Origin of the sequence: Vibrio sp. McD22-P3 (genome assembly GCF_021568915.1) — a bacterium.
Classification (GTDB): Bacteria; Pseudomonadota; Gammaproteobacteria; order Enterobacterales; family Vibrionaceae; genus Vibrio; species Vibrio mediterranei.
Genome location: NZ_JAKGTN010000001.1, coordinates 43,794 through 69,586 on the forward strand (window position 1 = coordinate 43,794; position 25,793 = coordinate 69,586).

Here is a 25,793-nt window from a genome sequence, read left to right on the forward strand (position 1 = left end):
TCCTTCTCACGTCTACTTTTCTGATTTGTAAACAATTAACCTATTCCCCATACTCAGTAATAGATGGTCAAATGGAATTGGACACTATGTTTAAACTTAACGGAGATGTTGGTGAAAGTTTCGGCCCTTGGCAAATGGGACAAGATGCCTCCTTAATCCCACTGCTAGATATGGCTAACATTGCCTGTGGCTTTCATGCCTCTGATCCTGACAACATGATTAAGACTATCGAACTCTGTGTCACACATCAGGTTACAATTGGTGCCCATCCTGGGTATGCCGATAAAGAGGGATTTGGGCGGCGCTCGATACCAATGACACGAAATGCCCTCATTCACTCCGTGATTTATCAGATTGGCGCTCTTAAAGCACTGACAGAATATAAAGGCAGTCATGTAAGTTATTTTAAGCCACACGGCGCGTTATATAACGATATGATGCAGTCCGATGATATTTTGAAATGTATGTTGACGGTGTCAGCCTCTTTGAATTTACCTCTTATGCTACTGGCAACAAATCGTGCCATGACCCACTCCGAAATGGCGAGTCAATGTGGAGCATCATTAATATTCGAAGCGTTTGTTGATAGACGCTACCAAACCTCTGGTTTATTGGCGCCGCGAAATCTAGAAGGCGCCGTGCTTCACTCTGAAACCGATATTCTTGGGCAAGCCTCATCCTTAGTCTCACAACATTCTGTACAAACCATTGACAATAAGACGTTGAAGTTAGATGCAGAGACACTCTGTGTGCATGGAGATAATGGGGCGTCAATTCGAGTCGCCAAAGCAATCCGCTCACTTATTGACGCTCAGGTCTTATCATGAATACCAACTTACGCATCATTGCGGTATCTGAGTCAGCACTTATGGTGTACTTTGGCGATGAAATTGAACTCTCTTTACCAAATGCTATTGGTCAGTTCTGTGACCGGATAGAGCAACAGTTTGGGGAAGGTATACTCAACCTCACCCCTTCCTACACCAGCTTATTGGTGGAATATCATCCTTTGAGAGTGGATGAGCAGCAGCTTCGACAGTTCATCACAGACATTAAGGTAATCGAAACCAGTCTGTCCACACCGTCATCAATTACGGTTTTACCAGCCTACTACGCCCCAGAGGTAGGCCCAGAATTAGACAGCATGTCTCGTGACTTATCTCTTGCAATTGAGCGTATTATTGAAATACACAGCCAGACACTTTATACCGTTTGCGCTATCGGCTTCGCTCCAGGGTTTGCTTTTCTAGCTCAGGTGTCAGAAGCCATCCAAGTTCCCAGACTGGTCACACCGCGACACTTTGTTCCAAAAGGAAGTATCGGTATCGCTAATAATCAAACGGCGGTTTATCCTCAAGATACGCCTGGCGGATGGCAAATCATCGGTAATTGTCCTATTGAACTTTATAACCCTCAGCAGCCACAAGACAGCAAGTTGAAGGTGGGAAATAACGTTCGATTCGAAGCAATAGACAAGCAAGAGTTCATAAGTCTTGGAGGCAAGATATGCCCAAATTGGTAGTGCTCAATCAAGGACATCATGCAACTATTCAAGATCTTGGACGCCACCATTGCGCGCAATTTGGGTTAAGTCCGGGTGGAGTCAGTGATCTACACGCCCATTGCTGGGGCCAAAAACTGTTAGGTAACCCGTCTACCAACGCCAGCATCGAAATACTGCTTGGGCGGATAAAGCTGCGTGCAGTCGGCGACATCGACGCTGTTCTTACCGGAGCTGATTGTCGCGCAATTAACGCTACTCGCGGTATTGCCTTGCCTCAGTGGCAAGCCTTTCGCTTGCATGATGGCGAAGAACTACACCTATCCACGCCCAGACAAGGACTAAGAACGTATTTCTCGGTCAAAGGAAATTTCCAAATTCCTTCTTTTCTGCATAGCGTCGCAACGGTTGAAAGAAACCAAATAGGAGGACTAGGAGAAGGAAAACCACTCGCGATGGGAGATATATTGACCATTACGGATAAAGCTCATACCAACCCCATCAAGATGCCAAATTCGGCAATTCCACGTTATGCGTCCAGTTATCGACTCAGGCTCATCCCCACTTTTCAATACCATCAATTATCATCGCAGGTGACCAATGAAATACTGACATCGCAATATCGAATTTCAGCCAATAGCAATCGCATGGGTATCAGACTCGAAAACGAAAACGGATCAACCAGTACGGCTTTACCTGCTGTTGGTTCGATGATCTCAGAAGGTATTGTTTGCGGAGCTGTTCAACTCCCGCCAGACGGGATGCCAATTATACTACTGCAAGATAGACAAACGTTAGGTGGCTACAAAAAACTTGGCACCGTCGCTTTCAGAGACTTGGCGAGGCTTGCACAGTTAAGACCTGGCGACCACATTGAGTTCCACCTGACTAACCTTGAAGTCGAACGTCATAAGCAACGAGCCTTTTATCAGTACTTTGAACTCTAATCGCTCGTTTCTTCTATATCCATGGCAGCAAACTTCGAGGGCGGCAAACCGAAATAGAGTTTGAAGCGTTGCGAGAAATATGACGGATCGTTGAAACCACAAGCAAACGCCACGTCAGCCACTTTTTCTCCTTGTAACAACATCTCACACGCTTTTTCCATTCTCACATCCGTTAGATAGTCGGTAAATGTCGCACCAAAAAGTGATTTAAAACGACGCTGAAAACTGCGCTCGGAGATAAACAAAGATTTAGACGCCGTAGCGGTACTAAAATCAGGGTCATTGAAGTGTACTGACACCAACTGAGTCACTTGGCGTTTCCAACTTTCATACTTGTCGGTTTTTACTTCAACCGATGAGGTTTCCGTCTCTGGATTCAGTAAAGAGCGAGCCTTCTCCTCTGCCGCTCCCGTAGTTGACTGCTCACCTGACAGAGTCCAGCGCATGGTAATTCGATTTCGACCGTTTCGCTCTACAGGTTTCAACTCGCCACCAGAGTGATGTATATGGAAAGGAAGACTACTTGGACTGAAATCCAACTGATTAACGGCCATCGTATCCAATTGAGTTGCATTACTTTCGCTAAAGTTAGGGAGTGGTAAACCACTATCTTCAAAGCAAACGCTCAGCTTCGCTTGGTCATCATCCAGAGTAATACGTATGACTTGCCCACGAACCAAACGTCTCATTGCGTTAGCAAGTATCGAATTAAATATGATGTCTAAGTCACAACTATCTACTAACACAATATCGCGACTGGCGTGATTAACCAGCTCAACATTGATGCCATAGCTGTCTAACTCTTTCTGCCACGCCGCCAGCGTGAACTTTAGGATCCGCGTCACCGAGCATAACATTGGCTTTTGATTGCTATCCTCAAACACAGCACGCACACTTTTTAGACTTTCACTCGCTTCACTGCTTTTGTGAGAGAAACTGGAATTTTCTAGCTTAAACTGTTTAGAGTGACTGATCGCCTGCTCAGTGAGTTCTCGAAGCACTTGGTGACGTATATTAAATGCCTTTCTAAGTTGTTGATTATTCCCCACCAGAACTCGACTTTGATGTTGCAATTGTTCCGTCTTCAACGCGACTTGTGTTTTTAGCACGGTATTCATTGCTTGTATTCGACGTGAACGCCAGTAGATAAACATCGCCGTTGCACAAACAAAACTCATACCAAGAAGGGTATAAAACCACCCGGTCATATACCAAGGTGTGAGTACATAGAACTCGAACACTTTGGTCCTCGGACTATCTTGCTCGCCTGATATTGCAATTTCGATATGCTGCTTGCCCGGCTTTGGCTTATCAATGTTTAACTGCTGTCCCTGCAATTGCTGCCAATTAGAATCACCGATTCGATAGACCAAGTTATTCCCTTGCGCAAAAGGCCATAAACCTAACTGCAAAGCAATTGAATCACCAAACTCCACTTTAGGTGTTAATCCTGCTACACCACCAAGGTGAATGGGTTGGTTATTGATCGATACCTTCGACACTAGTACTTCTGGCAAAGGCAGCTGTGCATCAAGTAGTGCTTTCGAACTGAACTCGACAATACCGTAGCGTGAACCTACTATCACTTCATCACTTTTTTGACTGTAACTACAACTGCCATTGATAAACTCATTATTGATTAGCCCATAAGGCGCACTAAAATGTTTCGTGATATCTCCTGAGGTGGAATAGGTAGAAATCCCCGCTGATGTCACGAGCCAAACACGCTCATCCGCTTGCGTAATACATACTGGACGAATGTTGTCGTGAAATAGAGGAAGGGTCCTAAAGGCTCGACTAGGTAGTGATAACGAAAAGGCTCCATAGCCACTCGCCACCCAAATCTGCTCATCAGAGGAGGATATTTCGATAACGCTGCCAAAGGGCTCACTCTGCTTAATAAAGTGACTTTTGCCATTTTCAATCAGATACAGTCCGTGGTCTGTCCCAACAGCGGTGAGTTCTGGATTAACAACTTCGATTTCAGTGATCTTTGCAGGTAAGTGCTTGCTCACCACCCACTCATCACCAAAGTCTGTGACTTTTTTAGTCACTGTGTTTACGCTCATCAACCTTAGTCCATCACTCAACCACAGGCTATTACCTGACCCTATCGACAAGTGATCAACGTGTGTTGGGATGCTATCAATATCTTGTCGAATAGCCGTGACACGATATTTGGCGAGATCGAGTTGCAACAGTCCTCTATCAGTCGCTAACCATAATTGTTTGTCTTGTTGGGTCAGAGATGAAACACGTCCCCAAAATACCAGTGTTGAAATTCCCTTGCGATCTATAGAATAGAGCGCAGATGGCGTAATAACCCAGTAGCCTCCCAATGGGTTTGCTACGACTTCCAATTTCGCCTCTACGCGCTGTAGCTCATCCTCTAGCGACACCGTAAAACGACGAAATAGATCACCATATTCCGAGAAATAGCGCATTCCATTATCGGTGGCGATCCACATCCCATCCATTTTGTCTGATACTAGCGAATATATCTTTTCACCAGATAAGCTGAACTTGTCATTAATGTTGTGTTCTACACGTTCGGCGCGATAGGTTGCTTTATCAATTAGGAACAAACCATGCTCCGTTCCAACCCAGAAGTATTGAGTAGATTCTTGGAGTGTCAGTACATGGGCGCGATTCAGTAAATAGTAGTGTGACTCTTGGTTTACCAAGGAAAACTGCTCCACGCCCGTGCTATACCCTATCAAAAGCTGGCGTGTTGAGGACGAATAGAATAATTCGGTAACCATACCTCTATGGCTAGTCTTAAGTTGACTCAAGGCTTGGTCTTGCCACTTAAACACACCTACATTTGTCCCTAAGAACCAAGTCCCATCAACTTTCAAAACGGCACGTATATCAATGTTTGAACCACTGTAGAACGGTTCAAAGATAGCTAGGTCGATTTGAGAAAAGTTCTGTGAATTTATATCCTGAACGTAAAGGTGTTTTTGATCAGCAAACCAAACTCGCGGTCCACTATGACCAATACGTTTTATGCTACCAGTGATTTCTACTTGATAGGCAACTTGCTCTTTACCCAGCGGGTAACGAGTCAATAGCTGATTACCTCTGGCATACCAAAACCGGCCATCTGCAAATGTAACGGTACGACTATTGAAAGACGCACCACTGAGCTCAACAAAACGAGAACCATCGAAAAATCGAACTTTATCATGCACATCAATAGACCATAACCCGCCCTCTTCTCCAGGGAAAAGCTGTTTCGCAGCAAGAAACTTGCCTTCGGTTTGCAGAGTGAGTGGGTAGAATATTGGCGGTAATTCGACGGCAAACGTAGTGATGGAATAAACCGCCAGCGCAGCTAAGCTCAATAGTTTTGCTATAAAGCAAAACAAGTAAGATGAAAAACCCCTGCTTCCACCGCTTTTATAAGGTAGCGGTAAGACATTCGTAGACGAGTAATGAAAGCAATGGGTCAAAATAAACCTAGTTAATTTGCGTCGATAATTATCGATAATTTAATAGATTTGCTTAGTCAGGGAAAGTAATTGTGTGACTTCACTCATATAAATGATTGTTGGATCACGCTAAAGGTGATGGTCGTCATCAGGAAAATTCAGAAAACGACCAACACCTCAAGTATCAAGTAGGATTAATCTGGCACAGATCAATTATTGAGTCATGCAATCAACGATATTGGTCGAGATTGACTCAAGAAAAGTGAAATAGCTCCCATCTGCTACTTTAATATCGGTCCCCAGTGGGTCTAGAGTTCCGATGGAAGTACTGGTGCCCCTAGTAACTGATTGAATCACGGCAGGTGTATATTGTGGTTCAGCAAAAACGCACTTCACATTTTGCTCGCGAAGCGTGGTTTTAATCGAGATCAGTGTTTTTGCTCCAGGCTTGCGTTCTGGGCTCACCGTAAAGTGGCCTAGATTGTTCAAGTCGAAGTAACTTTCGAAGTAGCCATAAGCATCGTGGAAAACATAATACCCTTCCGACTGAATCGGTTTGAGCTGCTGCTGTATCTTCTGTTCCGTTGCATCTAAGTTAGCCTCAAATGCTTTGAGCTTTGCTAAATAACCCGCTTCGTTTTTAGGATCGAGCTCTATCAATTTCGCAGTAATGGCTTTTGCGACCTGTCGCGACTGTGCAGGTCCTAACCATACGTGAGGGTCGTAGCTACCGTGGTTGTGTCCTTCATGACCGTGATCATGACCATCTTCATCGCCATATTCTCTCAACGCTAAGCCAGGAACAGTTTGAATTTCCAGCACGTTATTTTTCCCCTCAAGAGACTTCTCAAGAAAACTCTCTAGGTCGCTACCAAACCAAATGACCAGTTCACTACTTTGTAGTTTTTTCACATCAGAGGGCTTTAGGGCATAATCATGAGGTGAGGCGCTTGCGCTTAACAACGAAGAAGCCGTTTGGTCATCCAGAATCAGTTCATGGGAAATCATCTCGAACGGTTTTATACTATTAAGTACTTCAAATGCTTGCGATTTAAATGGAAGCAGTGTAGTAAGTGCCAAGATCGGAATGTAACGGTACATGTGCCCTCTAATTGTCTACTAGCGTGTGATGATTCGAAATGTTACATTATAACAATAAGCAATTGCAAATGAGTTCTATTCATGACTGAACTGATAAAGCTGAGCGGTGTAACCGTTGAGTTCAGTAAACGTAAGGTTTTGGACGACATAAACCTCACGATAAATAAAGGCCAAATTTTAACGCTTATTGGCCCAAACGGTGCCGGTAAGTCCACACTAGTCAAGGTGTTACTTGGCTTGCAAACTCGCTTTCAGGGAAACATAACCCGTGCCAAAAAGCTTAGAATTGGTTACGTCCCTCAGAAACTTAAATTAAATGACACCCTTCCACTTAACGTGGAACGCTTTCTTGCACTTGCCGGAAAATACAGCGCGCAAGAAAGACAAGATGCACTCAAACTTGTTGGTGCAGAGCACTTAATGAAAAGCAATATGCATCAATTGTCCGGCGGTGAGAATCAACGTGTCTTACTAGCTCGCGCTCTATTACAAAGACCTGACCTGCTCGTTTTAGATGAGCCGGCGCAAGGCGTCGATGTTCAAGGTCAGATTGACCTGTATGAACTCATAGATACATTGCGTCACCGTTTTGGCTGCGCGGTTTTTATGGTCTCTCATGACTTGCATCTCGTTATGGCAAAGTCCGACGACGTTATCTGTTTGCATCACCATATTTGCTGCCAAGGCAGCCCGCAAACCATTACGCAACACCCATCGTATATCGCTCTGTTTGGTAGTGCGACTAAAGAGACACTGGCTTTTTATCAACATCAGCACACCCACCATCATCATGATTTATCCGGTGAGCCTGTAAAGGGTAACGCTTCACAATGTGCTCACCACAACCACGGACATACATCATGATTGAGTTCTTACTACCTTCTATTGTCGCAGGTATAGGTATTGCTTTAATTGCTGGGCCTCTTGGTTCATTTGTAGTATGGCGTCGCATGGCCTATTTTGGCGATACACTGGCCCATGCTTCACTTATGGGGCTCGCATTGGGTTTCCTACTGGATATCAATCTCTATTTAGCTCTGACGGTCTGTTGCATGGCATTAGCTATCATCTTAGTAACCTTGCAAAAACAACGACTGGTCGCCACTGACACACTGCTCGGTATTCTCGCGCACAGTGCATTATCGTTAGGTTTGGTTGCCGTCAGCTTCTTGGATAACATTCGAGTAGACTTAATGAGTTATTTGTTTGGTGATTTGCTCGCAGTATCACCAACTGATTTAATGTATATCTATGCTGGTGTGGCGGTCATAGGCGCCTTGCTGTTTGTCTTTTGGCGACCACTGCTCTCTACCACAGTCAACGAGGATCTGGCCGCAGTAGAAGGTGTCAATGTCGACCTAATGCGTCTTATCATTATGTTGATGGTGGGTTTAGTTATCGCAATAGGTATGAAGTTCGTTGGCGCGTTAATCATGACTTCACTATTGATCATACCCGCTGCGACAGCGAGAAAGTTTACCGTAACACCAGAGCAGATGGCAATCACCGCCTCATTTATTGGCATCATCTCAGTATTTTGTGGTCTGAGTTTATCTTGGTTTTATGACACCCCGGCAGGCCCATCGGTGGTCATCAGTGCCGCGAGTTTTTTCTTATTGGCGCAGTTGGTTCCATCGAGAGCCTAATCTGTAGATTACAATATAAGCTCTTGCACAAAAAAGCCCCTGCCTTTTACAAGGCAGGGGCTTTTTTTTATACGTCGAATTACCAACCAGTAATTTCACGCAGACCTTTTCCGATATCGGCTAGGCTCTTAACCGTTTTAACGCCTGCAGCTTCTAATGCTGCAAACTTGTCTTCAGCGGTACCTTTACCACCAGAGATAATCGCACCAGCATGGCCCATACGTTTACCTGGAGGAGCTGTAACACCAGCAATGTAAGACACTACTGGCTTCGTGACGTTATCTTTAATAAACGCCGCCGCTTCTTCTTCTGCCGTACCACCAATTTCACCGATCATTACGATCGCTTCAGTCTCTGGATCTTGTTCAAACAGCTTAAGAATGTCGATAAAGTTAGAACCAGGGATTGGGTCACCACCGATACCGACACAAGTAGACTGACCAAAGCCTTCATCAGTCGTCTGTTTTACCGCTTCATACGTCAGTGTTCCTGAACGAGAAACGATACCCACTTTGCCTTTCTTGTGGATGTGACCAGGCATGATACCAATTTTGCACTCATCAGGAGTGATAACACCTGGGCAGTTTGGACCAATCATTACCACACCAGCTTCATCGAGACGTACTTTTACATCAAGAAGGTCAAGTGTCGGAATGCCTTCTGTAATAGTCACGATAAGCTTAATACCCGCATCGATAGCTTCAAGGATCGCGTCTTTACAGAATGGTGCAGGAACGTAGATCACAGATGCCGTTGCACCCGTTTCTTCAACAGCTTCACGCACAGTGTTAAATACAGGCAGACCTAAGTGAGTTTGACCACCTTTACCAGGAGATACACCACCAACCATCTGTGTGCCGTATTCAATCGCTTGCTCTGAGTGGAACGTACCTTGACCACCAGTGAAACCTTGGCAGATAACTTTTGTATCTTTATTAATTAGTACAGACATTATTTGCCCTCCGCTGCAGCAACTACTTTTTCCGCTGCTTCTGTTAGCGAGTTTGCAGCAATGATATTAAGACCACTTTCTGCCAGTTTCTTCGAACCTAGAGGCGCATTGTTACCTTCAAGTCGAACAACAACAGGGACTTCAACACCTACTTCTTCAACCGCACCGATGATACCGTCTGCAATTAGATCACAACGTACAATACCGCCGAAGATATTTACCAATACAGCTTTTACATTGCTGTCAGATAGGATGATTTTGAATGCTTCTGTAACACGCTCTTTTGTCGCGCCGCCACCAACATCTAGGAAGTTTGCAGGTTGACCGCCATGAAGGTTTACGATGTCCATAGTACCCATCGCTAGGCCTGCACCGTTAACCATACAACCAATGCTTCCATCAAGAGCAACGTAGTTTAGCTCCCACTGTGCGGCATGTGCTTCGCGCTCGTCTTCTTGTGAAGGATCGTGCATTTCACGAAGCTTAGGTTGGCGGTAAAGCGCGTTTGAATCGATATTGATCTTACCGTCTAGGCACAGTAGGTTGCCTTCGCCAGTAATAACAAGAGGGTTGATTTCCAGCAGAGCAAGATCGTACTGTGCAAACATGTTGCCAAGACCCATAAAGATCTTCACAAATTGTTTGATTTGGTCGCCTTCAAGGCCCAGCTTAAATGCAAGCTCGCGGCCTTGGTAAGCTTGAGGGCCAACCAATGGATCAATCGCTGCTTTGTGAATCAGCTCAGGTGTCTCTTCTGCTACCTTCTCAATTTCCACACCACCTTCTGTTGATGCCATGAAAACGATACGACGAGAAGCGCGATCAACGACTGCACCAAGGTACAGCTCGTTAGCAATATTTGATGCTTCTTCTACTAGGATTTTTGTAACTGGCTGACCATTGGCGTCTGTTTGGTAAGTCACTAGGTTTTTGCCTAGCCACTTTTGAGCAAACTCTTTAACACCGTCTTTGGTATCGTGAAGTTCAACGCCGCCCGCTTTACCGCGGCCACCAGCGTGAACCTGACATTTGACTACTTTCTTTTCAGTACTGATACGACCAGCGGCTTCGAACGCTTCTTGTGGGGTGTCACATGCGTAGCCTTCTGGTACAGGCAATCCGAATTCTGCAAACAGCTGTTTGGCTTGATATTCATGCAAATTCATTGTGCGATTCCATTTGTTATATCCCTGAGGGATTTTTTATTTCCATAAAACCGGTATCGGTTATACGTCTGTAGGAGTACTCGTTAGAGTCGCCTTAAGGGCTTACTAAGGAGCTAGACGTGAGCAAGTCTAGCTCCTTTCATTTTAGACGTCCATACGCCCAAAATAAAAACAACGCTTAATTACACATCAAGTAGCAAGCGTGCTGGATCTTCCAGTAGTTCCTTGATGGTTACCAAGAAGCCTACGGATTCACGACCATCGATTAAACGGTGATCATAAGACAGAGCTAGGTACATCATCGGCAAAATTTCTACTTTGCCGTCCACCGCCATTGGGCGATCTTGGATTTTGTGCATACCCAAAATAGCAGCCTGAGGAGGGTTGATGATTGGCGTAGACATAAGAGAACCAAAGACACCGCCGTTTGTGATAGTAAAGTTACCACCTGTCAACTCTTCAACAGTTAGCTTACCGTCACGACCTTTAATCGCTAGCTCTTTGATACCTTTCTCGATGTCAGCAAAACCTAAAGTGTCGCAATCTTTAAGTACCGGCGTAACCAAGCCACGAGGAGTGGAGACGGCCATGCTGATGTCGAAGTAGTTGTGATACACAATATCATCGCCATCAATCGACGCGTTTACTTCAGGGTAACGCTTCAATGCTTCCGTTACTGCTTTCACATAGAAAGACATGAAACCTAAACGTGTACCATGACGCTCTTCGAATTGGTCTTTGTACTGCTTACGAAGGTCCATGATAGGTTTCATGTTCACTTCGTTAAATGTTGTCAACATCGCCGTACTGTTCTTCGCTTCCAGCAAACGCTCAGCAACACGCTTACGTAGGCGCGTCATCGGAACACGCTTCTGGCTACGAGCAAGCACAGGAGCCACAGCTACTTCATCTTCCGCTTTAGGTGCTGCTTTCGCCGCCGCTAGGTGCGCTTCAATATCTTCACGTGTGATACGACCACCAACACCAGTGCCTGTCACATCATTTGCCGTCAAATCATTCTCGGCCAATAAGCGGCGAACCGCTGGGCTCAATGCATCATTAGACTCTTCTGTTAGTGAGGCTTTATGGCGCTTATCTGGAGAAGCTTCTGTAGAGTCAGTCGTGTCGCTAGTTGGTTCACCTGCGACAGCACCTGGCTTAAGCTTAGCGATTAGTTGTTTAGAAAGTACCGTTGCACCTTCTTCTTCAATAATTTCCTCTAGAACACCCGCATCAGGAGCCGGTACTTCTAGAACTACTTTATCGGTTTCGATATCAACGATAACTTCATCACGCGCTACCGCTTCGCCTGGTTTTTTATGCCAAGTTGCGACTGTCGCGTCTGCAACTGATTCAGGTAAGTCTGGAACCAGAATTTCAATTGTCATATCTGTGTCTTCCTTTTACTTCTAGTTCTTAATCTAGAGTCAACGCGTCTGAAATTAACGCTTTCTGTTGTTTTAAGTGTACTGACATATAACCTACTGCCGGAGACGCTGATGCTGGTCGGCCAGCATAGCTCAGTTCTGCTCCTACAGGGATTGCCGCACGGAAGTTATGTTGGCTCGAATACCAAGCGCCTTGGTTTTGAGGCTCTTCTTGACACCACACAAAATCTTTCGCATTGGTATAAGCAGCAATCTTCGCTCTAACGTCATCCATTGGGAATGGATACAACTGCTCAATACGAACGATAGCAACGTCATCTTGGTCGTTGTTACGACGCTGCTCAAGTAAGTCAAAGTAAACTTTACCTGAACAGAAAACGACACGTTTCACGTTCTCTGGAGCAATATCGTCAATTTCCCCGATCGCAGGTTCAAACGTACCTTGTGCAAGCTCTTCAATAGTTGAAGTACACAGTGGATGTCTTAGTAGCGATTTTGGCGACATAACGATAAGCGGTCTACGCATCGGGCGAACCACTTGACGACGAATCATGTGATACACCTGGGCTGGCGTAGATGGGATTACCACTTGCATGTTTTGTTCAGCACAAAGCTGTAAGTAGCGCTCCAGTCTTGCCGAAGAGTGTTCTGGGCCTTGGCCTTCATAACCGTGTGGCAATAGCATAGTCAGGCCACACAAACGCCCCCACTTTTGTTCACCAGAAGATATGAACTGATCGATGACAACTTGTGCACCGTTAGCGAAATCACCAAACTGCGCCTCCCAAATAGTTAGGCCGCTTGGTTCCGCAGTAGCATAACCGTATTCAAATGCCAGTACCGCTTCTTCAGACAGTACGGAGTCAAAGACTTGGAAAGGTCCCTGTTTGTCGTGCAGGTTAGCTAGAGGAATATAGGTACTTGCATCATCTTGATTATGCAGAACCGAATGTCTGTGGAAGAAGGTTCCTCGGCCTGAGTCTTGACCAGAAATACGAATACGTTTTCCATCATCCAGAAGCGTAGCGTACGCGAGCGTTTCAGCCATACCCCAATCGATCATTTTCTCACCGCTCATCATAGCAGCGCGATCGTTGTAGAGTTTATTGACTCGACTTTGCAGTTTATGGCTATCTGGATACTGTCCAAGACGTTGGCCAAGCTCAATAAGACGCTCTGTCTTAACTTCACTTGCCCATTTTTCGTCCCACTCTCGGTCCATATATGGAGACCAGTCTACTGAGTGCAGAGCCATAGGACGCCATTCTTTACATACCACTTCGCCTCGATCCAGTGCATCACGATATTCATTGATCATTTGAGTCGCAGTTTCAATATCACTCTCTTCACGCTCGATTAGCACATCGGCATACAACTTACGTGGAGTTGGGTGCTTCTTGATTTTTTGGTACATCAATGGCTGAGTAGCATTTGGTTCATCTGCTTCGTTATGGCCGTGGCGACGATAGCAAACTAAGTCAATGACCACATCTTTAGCAAATTCATTTCTGAAGTCCAATGCGATTTGAGTAACAAATGCAACGGCTTCAGGATCATCAGCATTAACATGGAATATCGGTGCCTGTACCATCTTAGAGATGTCAGTACAGTACATCGTAGAACGCATGTCATGTGGGTTTGAAGTAGTAAAGCCGACTTGGTTATTCACAACAATGCGAACCGTACCACCGACTCGGAAGCCTCGTGCTTGAGACATGTTGAACGTTTCAGCAACCACACCTTGACCCGCGATTGCAGAGTCACCGTGGATGGTAATCGGCAGTACCGAACGACCATCTTTGTCGCCTAAGCGATCTTGACGAGCACGCACAGAACCAATAACTACTGGGTTAACGATCTCAAGGTGAGATGGGTTAAATGCTAGAGCTAAATGCACATCTCCACCAGGCGTTGCAAAGTCAGCAGAGAAACCTTGGTGGTACTTAACATCACCAGTACCCCATGTTTCGTCATGCTTACCCGCAAACTCATCAAACAAATCTTGTGGTTTCTTACCCAAGACGTTGACCAGCATGTTCAAACGACCACGGTGCGCCATACCAATCACAACTTCACGCATCCCCTTGCTACCAGCATGGCGGATAAGTTCTTTAGTCATTGGAATAAGGGCGTCGCCACCTTCTAGAGAGAAACGCTTTGCACCTGGGAATTTGGCACCTAAATAGCGCTCAAGCCCTTCCGCAGCAGTCAGTTCTTCAAGGAAAGTGTGTTTATGTTCAATATCAAAGGAGGGTTGACCGACTACTGATTCTAAACGCTGCTGGATCCAACGTTTTTGTGCGGTGTTGGTCATGTGCATGTATTCTGCACCAACGGAGCCACAATAGGTTTTTTGCAGCGCCTTATGAAGATCACGTAATGTCATGCTTTCTTGCCCAATAGCAAAAGAACCAACATTAAATGTCTCATCTAAATCGTCTTCAGTAAGAGAGTGGAAAGCAGGTTCCAGCTCTTCAACAATCGGACGTTTCCATAAACCCAGCGGATCTAGGTTAGCAGCTTGGTGACCGCGGAAGCGGTAAGCGTTGATTAGCTGCAGTACTTTTACTTGTTTAGCATCGACCTCGGGGTCACTTACTTGAACACTTGAATGCTTTGTTTCTTGAGCGAGTCGTCGGAAGTAATCACGGACACGTGAATGCGGTTGTTCAACCACATCGTCAGGTTGCACAGGCAACCCTTCAAAAACACGTCTCCACTCCTCACTTACCTGATCGGGATCACTTAGATACAGTTCGTAGAGGTCTTCTACGTACGTTGCATTGGCGCCTGCCAAGTGTGAAGACTCGAGCCATGCCTTCATCACACCATTGTGCATATTTTCCCTTAACCAGTAGTAGTTTTCACGTATGCTTCGGTCTACGCCGAGCTATTAGAAGCCGGCTCTTCCAAAAGGTCGAGCCGGCAATTTTATTATTTGTTACACCGAACGATTCACAAGCATTGACTTGATGTGGCCAATTGCTTTTGTCGGGTTTAATCCTTTAGGACATACACTGACACAGTTCATGATGCCATGACAACGGAAAACGCTAAATGCATCGTCAAGATTTGATAAGCGTTCATCTGTTGCTGTATCGCGGCTGTCAATTAACCAACGGTACGCGGCAAGTAGACCTGCTGGTCCGATGAATTTATCTGGATTCCACCAGAATGACGGGCAAGATGTCGTACAACATGCACACATAATGCACTCATACAATCCATCCAAATGCGCTCGCTCTTCTGGCATTTGCAGATTTTCACGCGAAGGTGGCAAATTGCCATCCGAAATAAGAAACGGCTTAACTTTCGCGTAGTTATCATAAAACTGAGTCATGTCGACAATCAAGTCACGAACTACAGGTAATCCAGGAAGTGGTCGAATTACGATCTCGTTCCCTTCCAGAGCTGACAGTGGCGTGATACAAGCCAGGCCATTTTTGCCATTCATGTTTAGGCCATCAGAGCCACAAACACCTTCACGACAAGAACGACGGAATGATAGCGTTGGGTCTTGCTCTTTCAGAAGAATCAGAGCATCTAACACCATCATGTCAGAGCCTTCATCGACTTCAAGCGTGTATGCCTTCATGTAAGGCTTATTGTCTACATCCGGATTGTAACGGTATAGAGAGAAATTAAGTTTCATAGTCTGGTCCTCCCTCTAGTACGTACGTGCTTTCGGTGGGAAAGCTTCACGATGAACTGGTGTCATGTTGACATCACGTTTCGTCATCTGTTCAGTTTCCGGGTTGTAGATAGAGTGACATAGCCATTGCTCGTCATCACGGTCTGGATAGTCAAAACGAGCGTGTGCTCCGCGGCTTTCTGTACGATAGTTCGCCGCAACCGCTGTAGAGAATGCCGTTTCCATCAAGTTATCAAGCTCTAAACACTCAACACGTTGGGTATTAAATTCTGAAGACTTATCTGCAAGGTGTGCGTTTTGTAGGCGCTCACGAATCACTTTTAGCTCTTCTAGACCTGTTGCCATTGCATCACCTTCACGGAATACCGAGAAGCTGTTTTGCATACAAGTTTGTAGATCTTTACGAATTTGAACAGGATCTTCACCTGAAGTGCTGTTTTCCCAGCGCATAGTACGTGCCAGTGACTCTTCAATGTCTGATTCCGTCGCTGGACGAGCTTCTGTTTGCGCGGCCAGAGTTTCACCAAGATGAAGACCAGTAGCACGACCAAATACCACGAGGTCAAGCAATGAGTTACCACCTAGACGGTTAGCGCCATGAACCGATACAGAAGCAATTTCACCACAAGCAAATAGGCCTTGTACTTCAAGGTCGTTTCCAGAAGCATCTTGTTTAATAGCTTGACCAGAAACTTGCGTTGGTACACCACCCATCATGTAGTGACACGTTGGAATAACAGGGATTGGCTCTTTAACTGGATCAACGTGTGCAAACGTTCGAGAAAGTTCACAAATACCTGGAAGGCGCGACTCAAGTACGTCTTTGCCTAGGTGATCCAATTTCAGTTTAATATGTGGACCCCATGGACCATCGCAGCCGCGACCTTCACGAATTTCAATCATCATTGAACGAGCAACTACATCACGACCAGCAAGGTCTTTTGCATTTGGTGCATAACGTTCCATGAAGCGTTCGCCATCTTTATTAAGAAGATAGCCACCTTCACCACGACAACCTTCTGTTACTAGTACACCAGCGCCAGCGATACCAGTTGGGTGGAACTGCCACATTTCCATGTCTTGCATAGGAACGCCTGCACGTAACGCCATACCGACACCATCACCAGTGTTGATGTGAGCATTAGTAGTAGAAGCGTAGATTCGACCTGCACCGCCTGTCGCTAGAATGGTTGCTTTGGACTTGAAGTAACAAATCTCACCAGTTTCCATGCATAACGCAGTACAACCAAGAATCGCACCGTCTTGGTTTTTCACTAGGTCAAGTGCATACCACTCTGAGAAAATTGTGGTCTTGTGCTTAATGTTTTGCTGATAAAGCGTATGAAGCAAAGCATGACCAGTACGGTCAGCTGCAGCTGCAGTACGTGCTGCCTGCTCGCCACCAAACTCTTTAGACTGACCACCAAATGGACGTTGGTAGATCGAGCCATCTTCAAAACGAGAAAACGGTAGACCCATTTTTTCTAGTTCGATAACAGACTTAGGACCATTCTTACACATATACTCGATAGCGTTTTGGTCACCAATGTAGTCAGAACCTTTAACAGTGTCATACATATGCCACTGCCAGTTGTCTTTATGAGAGTTTCCTAGCGCTACTGTGATACCACCCTGAGCGGATACTGTATGTGAACGAGTAGGAAATACTTTGGATAGCAATGCACATGATAGGCCTTGCTCTGAAATTTGTAGTGCGGCACGCATGCCCGCACCACCAGCGCCGATTACTACGGCATCGAACTCACGAACTGGAATAGACACTTACGCACCCCACAGAATAAAGAAACCAGAGAAGAAATAACCAAGAAGCACTGCGATGAAAGTCAGTTGCAGTGCACCACGAAGCTTGGCACATTTGATGTAGTCTGTAAGAACTTGCCATAGACCAATCCACGCATGAATAAGCACTGAAGCTAGCGCCAACATAGTGAAGACTTTAGTGAAAGTACCACCAAAGAAATTGGTCCACGATACGTAGGAAATGTCTCCTGCAAACGCGCAGAAGCTCACGAGATAAATCGTATAAAGTGTCATAATGATAGCGGTAGCACGAATCAATAAGAAATCGTGTACGCCATTACGACCAAATGTTGAGACGTTGTTTACCATACCAATACTCCAGCCAGCAGTGACAGAACACCTGTCACGATGAAGGCAACCTTAGCGCTTTTGGTGCCCGATTCGAGCTCCTCAAAATAGCCTAGGTCCATAATCAAATGACGCACACCACCAACAATGTGGTACGCCAATGCCGTCAAAATTCCCCAAAGGATAAATTTCACAAAGAAACCATCGACGATGTCAGCAGCTTCTGCGAAACCAATCGGAGAAGAGAGTGATTTGGATAGTAACCAAAGAAGTATACCGATCGACACAAACGTAATCACACCCGACACACGGTGCAGGATGGAAGCGATTGCTGTGATCGGAAAGCGAATTGTCTGCAAATCTAAATTAACAGGTCTGGACTTTCTTTCTTTCACGGGCTTGCTCACTCAGCTCCATTGAGCCATTTATTGTTATGAATAAATTTTGGTCCGTAAGCCTCAAAAGTTAACATAAAGTTAACAATAAATTCGTGTTACAAGAGAGATAATTGTAACAATAATGTTAACAGACTAAGATCCAAATCGACCTCACCTCGGTTTGTACCCTAGAATTTATAAGGATTTGACCAACAATTTCACCGCAACTATACGGTTGGCAACATTCTAATACAATTGGTGTAACAAAATATGCTACACAGAACAGATTTTTAACCATTTTTCTATAAAAAATCATAACAAGTGCACACATCACCGTTTAAAAATTGACTTTAACCGCGAAGCGAAGTAAAAAATTGGCACACAAACATCCTGGACGGATTAAATAATAAACAAAGGAGATTGTTATGGCAGATAAGAAAGCGACCCTTCATATTGAAGGTCAAGCGCCAATCGAGCTGCCGATTATGGATGGTTCTATCGGACCACAAGTAGTCGACGTTCGTAAACTTGGAGCCAATGGTTACTTTACTTTTGACCCAGGTTTTCTTGCCACTGCATCCTGTGAATCTCAAATCACTTATATCGACGGCGGCAAAGGTGTACTACTGCACCGTGGCTTCCCAATCGATCAGTTAGCTAACAATGCAGACTACCTTGAAGTTTGCTATATCCTTCTTGTTGGTGAAGCCCCTACACGAGAAGAATATGAGAGTTTCAAACAAATCGTTACACGCCACACCATGGTTCACGAACAAATCGCGAGTTTCTTCCACGGTTTCCGTCGCGATGCTCACCCAATGGCGGTTATGTGCGGTGTTGTAGGTGCTCTTGCAGCCTTCTATCACGATTCTTTAGATATTAATAATGATACGCACCGTGAAATCGCGGCTTATCGTTTGATTTCTAAGATGCCGACACTTGCAGCTATGTGTTACAAGTACTCAATCGGTCAACCATTCATCTATCCTCGTAACGATCTAACGTATGCGGAAAACTTCCTACACATGATGTTTGCTAATCCATGTGAAGAGTATGAAGTGAACCCTATCGTTGCACGTGCGATGGATAAAATCTTCACTCTGCACGCAGACCACGAGCAAAACGCTTCGACTTCTACAGTACGTCTTGCTGGTTCATCGGGTGCTAACCCATTTGCGTGTATTGCAGCTGGTATTGCATCACTATGGGGCCCTGCTCACGGTGGTGCCAACGAAGCATGTTTGCGTATGCTTGAAGAAATCGGCTCTGTTGATCAGATCCCTGAATTCATCGAGCGCGCGAAAGATAAAGACGACCCATTCCGCCTAATGGGCTTTGGACACCGTGTTTATAAAAACTACGATCCACGTGCAACAGTAATGCGCGAAGCGTGTCACGAAGTACTGAAAGAGCTAAACATCAAAGATCCACTACTCGACGTGGCAATGGAACTTGAGCGTATAGCACTTTCAGATGAGTACTTCGTTGAGAAGAAACTGTATCCAAACGTAGACTTCTACTCAGGTATTATCCTTAAAGCGATTGGTATCCCTGTTTCTATGTTTACGGTTATCTTCGCGATGTCTCGTACTGTGGGTTGGATTGCTCATTGGAACGAAATGCACAGCGATCCAGGCAACCGTATCGGTCGTCCTCGCCAGCTTTATACTGGTGAAGAAATGCGTGATTTCAAACCGCTTCACGAGCGTGAATAATAGAGCACATCAATCAGACACAACATCTGAAAACAAAAGAGCAGCTTACGCTGCTCTTTTTTATTAGAAGAAAATCTAAACTGGATTATCAATGTCGATAAACTCGACATCAAGGCCATGCGCTGATGCTAGCCACTCACCCAGAGCCTTAATACCATATCTTTCAGTTGCATGGTGGCCCGCCGCAAAATAGTGGATGTTCAATTCACGGGCTGTGTAGGTTGTGCGCTCAGAGATCTCACCTGAGATAAATGCATCGAGCCCTTTAGATGCAGCAAGTTCAATATGGTCCTGACCACCACCGGTGCACCAACCTACCGTTTCAATCATTTTCTCCGCTTGTTCAGGTGCAATGTGAAGCGGTTCTCTAGAGAGAACCTGAGCAATTTTCTGAGCAAAGGCTTCACCAGTCATCGGTTGAGCCAGTTTACCAAACATAGCTACAGACTGAGGGTGCCCTTCTAGTCCATCAATCACTTCAATGTCGAGTAATTCAGCTAATCTCGCATTGTTGCCAAGTTCAGGGTGTATATCCAGAGGTAAGTGGTAACCATACAAATTAACATCATTTTTGATAAGGGTGCGAATACGTTTACCTTTCATACCACGAATGGCTTCAGGTTCGCCTTTCCAGAAATAACCATGATGAACCAATAGAGCATCCGCGTTAACAGATACCGCATAATCGATCAGTGCTTGCGAGGCTGTTACACCTGTCACTACCTTATTTATTTCACTAGCGCCTTCAACTTGTAGCCCATTTGGACAATAGTCTTTAATCAGTTGAGGAGACAACTTTTCATTGAGCACCGCTTCGAGTTGTAAGTTATTCATAGCACTTCCTGAGCAATTTCTTGATTTCCGTGGTTATAGCAATTTAATCTAGGGTTGTCGAAAGGAAAACGCAAACACATGAGCATGAATACTATAAAGGAATTCTTATCTTGGATAAGGACTAGTCCTAGTCTAATGATGAATGACCACAGAATCTCGCCCTACTTCCCCAGCGTCAATATGGATTCAGATGTTAAGGTTCACAGAGACTATGACGGCAACCCTAGACTCGGTTTTTTGTATCAGGAACTGTGTCGTCGGCAGTTTGACGCCAGTCATGAATATCAAGTTATAGTCGAAGAATTGCAGTTGCAGCAAAATAACCGAACTATTGGTGCTATCGACTTTATTTTGGATAACCTTGCCACTGAGCAAATCGAGCATTGGGAAGTGGCAATAAAGTTCTATCTACTCAAGGACGGCTATTGGTATGGACCAAATGCCAAAGATCGCCTGGATAAGAAATTGCATCGCATGCTTGAACACCAACTTATGATGACTCGCACAGAAGCGTTTCAAGCTTTGTATCCGAACATTGATGACATTTCTCAGCACCTACTGATGCAAGGCAGACTTTACGTCAACCCATTTGAAAAGACTACAGTTCCAGAATATTGCCTAGGTTTGAAGATCAATCCGGAGCGAGTCACTGGTTTTTGGTGTTATCAAAGTCAGTTTGAAAGGGTTACGGAGCCTTTGTACCAACTATCCAAACCTCTTTGGGCAACGGGGTTCAACAACGAAAACAAAGTGCCAGTGACTGAACTGCCACAACACTTTATCCATTGTCAGTCTGACACTGGTCAGTTTTGGTTTATTGTTCCCGATGACTGGCCGCAGAGTAGTATGTAACTACAAAGCCATAACTAACGGGCATAAAAAATGGGCCCTAATAAAGCGCCCATTTTTACCTTGTGATTTGTCTATCGCTTTAAGGACGATCCCTAAGGGCGATACACCTTCACATTGTTAAAACCTTGTTCTTGCAAATACAAAGCTTGAAGACGACTCATTACGCCGCGATCACAGTACAACAGGTACGTTTTCGACTGGTCTAAGTCACCAAACTTGGTTCCTAACTTAAAGAATGGAAGGTGTTGAACTTCAACGCCATCGAGTTCCAACGGGCTCTCTTCCTCTTCTTCTGCGCTACGAATATCTAAAACGATAGCGTGCTCTTCAACTGCTTGAACTTGCTCAACTTCAGGCGCTTGCTCCTGACTTTCTTTTTCGATATCACGAATGTCCATCATTCGCGCATCACGCACGACTTGCTCAAGAATCCCAAAGTCGAATTTCTCTTCTTCAGCTTCTAGCTTAGTTTTCACAGCCTTCACAGTTGGCTTACGAGAAATCACCCCGCAGTACTCAGGCATGGTCTTAGCGAAATCTTCAGTACCAATTTCACGAGCAAGGTCGATAATGTCTTCTTTATCCCAGTTGATCAGAGGGCGAAGAATTAATGTGTCAGTGACACCATCGATATGACGTAAATTAGTCAGCGTTTGGCTTGATACCTGGCCGAGTGCTTCACCCGTTACCAAGGCTTCAATGCCAAACTTTTCAGCAAGCATTCCACCAGCACGCATAAACATACGCTTAAGAATAACGCCCATTTGGCCGTCTTCTACTTTTTCAAGAATTTCAGCAACAACCGGTTCAAAGTCCACGGAGATGAATTTCACTTTCGCTGAAGAGCCGTACTTGTTCCATAAGTAATGCGCAACTTGCTTAACGCCAATCTCGTGAGCAGGGCCGCCTAAGTTGAAGAAGCAGTAATGCGTTTTAGAACCGCGTTTAATATGCAGATAGCTTGACACACCAGAATCAAAGCCGCCTGAAATCAAGCTCAGCACATCTTCTTGTGTGCCAAGAGGGAAACCACCAAGCCCTTTATGGCGAGCGATGATTTGATTCAGTTTATCGTTCGCAACTTCGATGTTTACTGTTACGTCAGGCTTAGACAGTTTCACACGAGCACTTTCGACAGCTTGGTTCAAGCCACCGCCAACATAGCGCTCAAGCTCGATTGAGGTGAAGTCGTGTTTGCCGCGTCGCTTAGCTCGAACAACAAAAGTTTTGTTTTCGATACGGCTGCCGTTTAGTTCCAACACCTGCTCGTAGATATCGTGCATATCTTCAAAATCAGATTGCTGAACCTCAAGAACATGATGGATACCCGGGGTGTGAGTTAGGATCTCCAACACCTCGTTGTAGTATTCATCAGAGCTAGCATTCACTTCAATGTGGTCACGACGGTTATATACCGCTACAGATTCCGTACGGCGCTGGATAATAATTCGCAGGTTGCACTCTAAGATTCTTGTAAAGCGCTTACGCACTGAATCGCTTTTTACAAAAATCTCTGGATGGGGCTTTACGATAAATCTCATAGTCTTTTCACATCTCGTTGCAATGCTGTCTGAGCACGACAGTATAGGTAACAAATATCAACTGTAGTACAAACTCACCCAACTCATCGTGCCAAGTTTGAGACTAGAGCGGGCATTCGTCTATTTGGGGCGCAAGTATATACTCTACGTAGTTAAGATGCGAGTGTTGCAATTGTAGCGTTCAGCACAATAAAAAACACCAGCGCTGAACGCTGGTGTTTCATAGTAATAGTGCACATTTTATTGACCGTCTGCAGACACCTCATCAGTGTACACTGGCTCCCCTTGCATAATACTGATTTCAACACGGCGGTTGCGCGCTCTCTGTCGCTCAGTATCATTCGGGCCCAAAGGTTCGGTATCAGCCACTCCCAGCACTCGCAACCTTTGATGAGAGAAGCCTTTTACTTTCTCCATCTCTTGGGCAACAGAAACAGCTCGCTGAGACGATAAATCCCAATTAGAACGGTACAGCTCAGAATCCAAAGGCAAGTTATCCGTATGCCCTGACACACGGACTTGGCCAGGTATATCCTTAACTAAATCAGCAACCTGACGAACAAGAGGTCTAAATTTAGGCTGCAAGAAGGCCGACCCCTCTGGGAAAGCTCCTTTTTCTTGAATCCGAATCACCAGTTGTTGTCCCAAGTTGTCTACTTCAACAGCACCCTGTTTAATCTCTTGTTGCAACGCTTTCTTGATGATCTCTTCTAGTTTATCGAGATCTTCATTTTCTTGTTCGCTCTGTGCCGATGCCGTACCAATCTGGTTCTTTTGAGTCCTATCCGCTGTTTGACCACCCGTCATTTTGCCATCGTCTCGCTGATTACCACCAGCGCGATCTGACTCACCTTCATGAAACTCCAGCGTTTGCTGAGTGATGTCCATGGTCTGCTGCATAATGACGTCAATTGGCGTTGGTTCAGGGCGACCTGGTCGGAATTCTTGTGCGATGATGCTGGTACCCTTAGGAATATCTTTCACCTCAAGGCGATTTTGTACCCCGAAGGCAAACTTCATAGAGCCCGCAATCTGCTTGAACTTCAGTACATCCATCTCAGAAAATGACAACAGAAGTACAAAGAAGCACATGAGTAGCGACATCAAATCCGCAAATGTGCCCATCCATTGGGGAAGACCCGGTGGTGGACAATCGCATTTTTGTTCCTCTTCCACAGCTCCTCCTACGCCAATTTAATATGTGAGACCAGCATGTTTACTCACCGTCCAAATCAAAGGCTCGCTTGCTCTCATTGAGGTAGTTTTTCAAATAGCCATCAATCACGCGAGGGTTTTGACCATCTTGAATCGCCAAGACACCATCCATTATCAAACGACGATTGAGTTTTTCTTGCTCGCGACGCAACGTAAGCTTGTCAGCAATCGGGAAGAAAAGCATGTTGGAAAGAATCGCCCCATACAAGGTTGTTAAAAGTGCCACCGCCATTGCAGGACCAATCGACTTCGGATCGTCCATGTTAGAAAGCATCGCAACCAGACCAATGAGGGTACCGATCATTCCCATTGCAGGAGAAACATCACCAAATGCCTTAAAAACGCCCGCTCCTTTCACATGGCGTTCATCGGTTAATGCGATGTCTTTTTGCATCGCGTTACGCACAACTTCTGCATCGTGACCATCAACCAATAGATCGATGCCTTTTTGCATAAAGCTGTTCTGAATATCCATTTCCTCTAAAGCTAGGAAACCACCTTTACGTGCCGCATCCGCCATTTCGACGATTTTCGCGATTAAATCTTCAGGTTCATCGGTTTTGAACATGAACGCTTTGCCAGCAATCTTCGTTGCACTAAAGAACTGGCTCAGAGTGAACTTCATCAACACCACAAATGTCGAACCACCGATTACGATGAATACCGACGTGGTATCGTAGTAAGTCATGATGCTGCCACCCAGCACCATCGCCATAATGATCGAAGCGGCCCCACCAATTAGGCCTATCAGCGTTGCTAAATCCACTCAACACTCCATAAATAATTGCCATCAATCGACATTGACGAACCTGAATATCCGCACGAGTCTATCGCGTTATATTCAGGTTATCGACCACATGCCCATATCTTTAAGTAATTTATGACCTGAAAATCACAAAATTCCCTGTTCCCTCTTCTTTTAGCCGGAGTCAATTCGAGAAATCGCCGTAAAACAACACCTTCCCCAGTTTCTATATCCATCCTGTTGAACAAATTTGTAGCAGAAACAAAAAGTGGAAAGCATCTTGGTTACATTTTTGGCACCATTAGTTTGACCATCCGTTAAGGCTAATGTAACGTTCGAACATTTCTGATAAAACAAGTAAGTTATGGCGACGAAAAAACCAGAGAACATGTCGTTTGAAGCGACAGTGGATGAGCTAGATATGCTTGTCGAACAATTAGAAAATGGTGACCTTGCATTGGACGACGCTTTGAAGAAGTTTGAACGTGGTATCGCTTTAGCTCGTGCTGGGCAACATAAGCTTACAGAAGCAGAACAAAAAGTCAGCATCCTGCTAGCCAAAGATGACGATGCAGAACTTGATGACTTCTCCCAGTCAGCGGAATAGAAACAAAAGTG

General features: G+C 45.1%; 22 protein-coding genes. 8 read left to right on the plus strand and 14 right to left on the minus strand.

Features of this window, described 5'->3' with window-relative positions:
• Positions 1 to 86: 86 nt before the first annotated feature.
• Genes L2W36_RS00250 through L2W36_RS00260 form a run of 3 tightly spaced genes read left to right on the plus strand, consistent with a single transcriptional unit; the run spans position 87 to position 2,448 of the window.
• On the plus strand, positions 87 to 827 hold the full coding sequence (locus L2W36_RS00250; RefSeq protein WP_236109077.1) for a 5-oxoprolinase subunit PxpA: 741 nt from the start codon (positions 87 to 89) through the stop codon (positions 825 to 827).
• Positions 824 to 1,522 (plus strand): 5-oxoprolinase subunit PxpB, encoded by a 699-nt coding sequence (gene pxpB / locus L2W36_RS00255; protein ID WP_124940712.1) that lies wholly within the window; start codon positions 824 to 826, stop codon positions 1,520 to 1,522. The genes L2W36_RS00250 and pxpB overlap by 4 nt, the downstream gene beginning before the upstream one ends.
• Positions 1,507 to 2,448: a biotin-dependent carboxyltransferase family protein gene (locus tag L2W36_RS00260; protein ID WP_236109078.1), complete on the plus strand. Its 942-nt coding sequence runs from the start codon at positions 1,507 to 1,509 to the stop codon at positions 2,446 to 2,448. Before pxpB ends, L2W36_RS00260 begins: the two co-directional genes overlap by 16 nt.
• On the opposite strand, the gene L2W36_RS00265 is transcribed toward L2W36_RS00260, so the two are convergent.
• Both L2W36_RS00265 and znuA read right to left on the minus strand, forming a co-directional pair.
• Complete coding sequence (locus L2W36_RS00265; protein ID WP_236109079.1) at positions 2,445 to 5,795, minus strand: AraC family transcriptional regulator; 3,351 nt, start codon at positions 5,793 to 5,795, stop codon at positions 2,445 to 2,447. The two genes, L2W36_RS00260 and L2W36_RS00265, sit on opposite strands and share 4 nt — an antisense overlap.
• Positions 5,796 to 6,095: 300 nt before the next feature.
• A complete protein-coding gene (gene znuA / locus L2W36_RS00270) occupies positions 6,096 to 6,983 on the minus strand; it encodes a zinc ABC transporter substrate-binding protein ZnuA (protein ID WP_006074272.1) in 888 nt (295 codons plus the stop codon).
• Between the two features lie 81 nt (positions 6,984 to 7,064).
• On the opposite strand from znuA, the gene znuC reads away from it, so the two are divergent.
• Entirely contained in the window at positions 7,065 to 7,847 is a 783-nt protein-coding gene (gene znuC / locus L2W36_RS00275) for a zinc ABC transporter ATP-binding protein ZnuC (RefSeq protein WP_006074271.1), read from the plus strand.
• Positions 7,844 to 8,629 (plus strand): zinc ABC transporter permease subunit ZnuB, encoded by a 786-nt coding sequence (gene znuB, locus L2W36_RS00280; protein ID WP_107306272.1) that lies wholly within the window; start codon positions 7,844 to 7,846, stop codon positions 8,627 to 8,629. Before znuC ends, znuB begins: the two co-directional genes overlap by 4 nt.
• A gap of 79 nt (positions 8,630 to 8,708) precedes the next feature.
• On the opposite strand, the gene sucD is transcribed toward znuB, so the two are convergent.
• The 8 genes from sucD to sdhC all read right to left on the minus strand — a co-directional run bounded on the left by sucD (position 8,709) and on the right by sdhC (position 18,303).
• A complete protein-coding gene (gene sucD / locus L2W36_RS00285) occupies positions 8,709 to 9,581 on the minus strand; it encodes a succinate--CoA ligase subunit alpha (RefSeq protein WP_006074269.1) in 873 nt (290 codons plus the stop codon).
• On the minus strand, positions 9,581 to 10,747 hold the full coding sequence (sucC, locus tag L2W36_RS00290) for an ADP-forming succinate--CoA ligase subunit beta (RefSeq protein ID WP_038225388.1): 1,167 nt from the start codon (positions 10,745 to 10,747) through the stop codon (positions 9,581 to 9,583). Before sucC ends, sucD begins: the two co-directional genes overlap by 1 nt.
• A 182-nt stretch (positions 10,748 to 10,929) precedes the next feature.
• Entirely contained in the window at positions 10,930 to 12,135 is a 1,206-nt protein-coding gene (gene odhB, locus L2W36_RS00295) for a 2-oxoglutarate dehydrogenase complex dihydrolipoyllysine-residue succinyltransferase (protein WP_198557417.1), read from the minus strand.
• A 28-nt stretch (positions 12,136 to 12,163) separates the two neighbouring features.
• Complete coding sequence (gene sucA / locus L2W36_RS00300; RefSeq protein WP_236109080.1) at positions 12,164 to 14,974, minus strand: 2-oxoglutarate dehydrogenase E1 component; 2,811 nt, start codon at positions 14,972 to 14,974, stop codon at positions 12,164 to 12,166.
• Positions 14,975 to 15,076: 102 nt separating this feature from the next.
• The gene (locus L2W36_RS00305; RefSeq protein WP_006074265.1) at positions 15,077 to 15,787 is read right to left on the minus strand and encodes a succinate dehydrogenase iron-sulfur subunit; all 711 of its coding nucleotides are present in this window, start codon (positions 15,785 to 15,787) and stop codon (positions 15,077 to 15,079) included.
• Positions 15,788 to 15,802: 15 nt separating this feature from the next.
• Positions 15,803 to 17,569, minus strand: a complete 1,767-nt coding sequence (gene sdhA, locus L2W36_RS00310) for a succinate dehydrogenase flavoprotein subunit (RefSeq protein WP_038225391.1) — start codon at positions 17,567 to 17,569, stop codon at positions 15,803 to 15,805.
• On the minus strand, positions 17,570 to 17,917 hold the full coding sequence (sdhD, locus tag L2W36_RS00315) for a succinate dehydrogenase, hydrophobic membrane anchor protein (protein WP_006074263.1): 348 nt from the start codon (positions 17,915 to 17,917) through the stop codon (positions 17,570 to 17,572). It lies immediately after the preceding gene.
• Positions 17,911 to 18,303, minus strand: coding sequence for a succinate dehydrogenase cytochrome b556 subunit (sdhC, locus tag L2W36_RS00320; RefSeq protein WP_038222929.1), 393 nt, complete (start codon positions 18,301 to 18,303; stop codon positions 17,911 to 17,913). The genes sdhD and sdhC overlap by 7 nt, the downstream gene beginning before the upstream one ends.
• 395 nt (positions 18,304 to 18,698) lie before the next feature.
• Here sdhC and L2W36_RS00325 point away from each other — a divergent pair, with 395 nt between their 5' ends.
• Complete coding sequence (locus tag L2W36_RS00325) at positions 18,699 to 19,988, plus strand: citrate synthase (RefSeq protein WP_006074261.1); 1,290 nt, start codon at positions 18,699 to 18,701, stop codon at positions 19,986 to 19,988.
• Between the two features lie 75 nt (positions 19,989 to 20,063).
• Here the strand turns inward: L2W36_RS00325 and L2W36_RS00330 are convergent, their stop codons facing one another.
• Positions 20,064 to 20,822: a Nif3-like dinuclear metal center hexameric protein gene (locus L2W36_RS00330; protein WP_236109081.1), complete on the minus strand. Its 759-nt coding sequence runs from the start codon at positions 20,820 to 20,822 to the stop codon at positions 20,064 to 20,066.
• 84 nt (positions 20,823 to 20,906) lie between these two features.
• On the opposite strand from L2W36_RS00330, the gene L2W36_RS00335 reads away from it, so the two are divergent.
• A complete protein-coding gene (locus tag L2W36_RS00335) occupies positions 20,907 to 21,674 on the plus strand; it encodes a DUF1853 family protein (protein WP_236109197.1) in 768 nt (255 codons plus the stop codon).
• Between the two features lie 92 nt (positions 21,675 to 21,766).
• Here L2W36_RS00335 and thiI read toward each other — a convergent pair whose 3' ends face one another.
• The 3 genes from thiI to pomA all read right to left on the minus strand — a co-directional run bounded on the left by thiI (position 21,767) and on the right by pomA (position 25,196).
• Positions 21,767 to 23,215 (minus strand): tRNA uracil 4-sulfurtransferase ThiI, encoded by a 1,449-nt coding sequence (gene thiI / locus L2W36_RS00340; RefSeq protein WP_065311685.1) that lies wholly within the window; start codon positions 23,213 to 23,215, stop codon positions 21,767 to 21,769.
• A 240-nt stretch (positions 23,216 to 23,455) separates the two neighbouring features.
• The gene (locus L2W36_RS00345; RefSeq protein ID WP_031493734.1) at positions 23,456 to 24,391 is read right to left on the minus strand and encodes a flagellar motor protein MotB; all 936 of its coding nucleotides are present in this window, start codon (positions 24,389 to 24,391) and stop codon (positions 23,456 to 23,458) included.
• A 40-nt stretch (positions 24,392 to 24,431) separates the two neighbouring features.
• On the minus strand, positions 24,432 to 25,196 hold the full coding sequence (pomA, locus tag L2W36_RS00350) for a flagellar motor protein PomA (protein ID WP_031493735.1): 765 nt from the start codon (positions 25,194 to 25,196) through the stop codon (positions 24,432 to 24,434).
• A gap of 343 nt (positions 25,197 to 25,539) precedes the next feature.
• Between pomA and xseB the strand changes: the two genes are divergently transcribed.
• Positions 25,540 to 25,782, plus strand: coding sequence for an exodeoxyribonuclease VII small subunit (xseB, locus tag L2W36_RS00355; protein ID WP_006074254.1), 243 nt, complete (start codon positions 25,540 to 25,542; stop codon positions 25,780 to 25,782).
• Positions 25,783 to 25,793 lie beyond the last annotated feature (11 nt).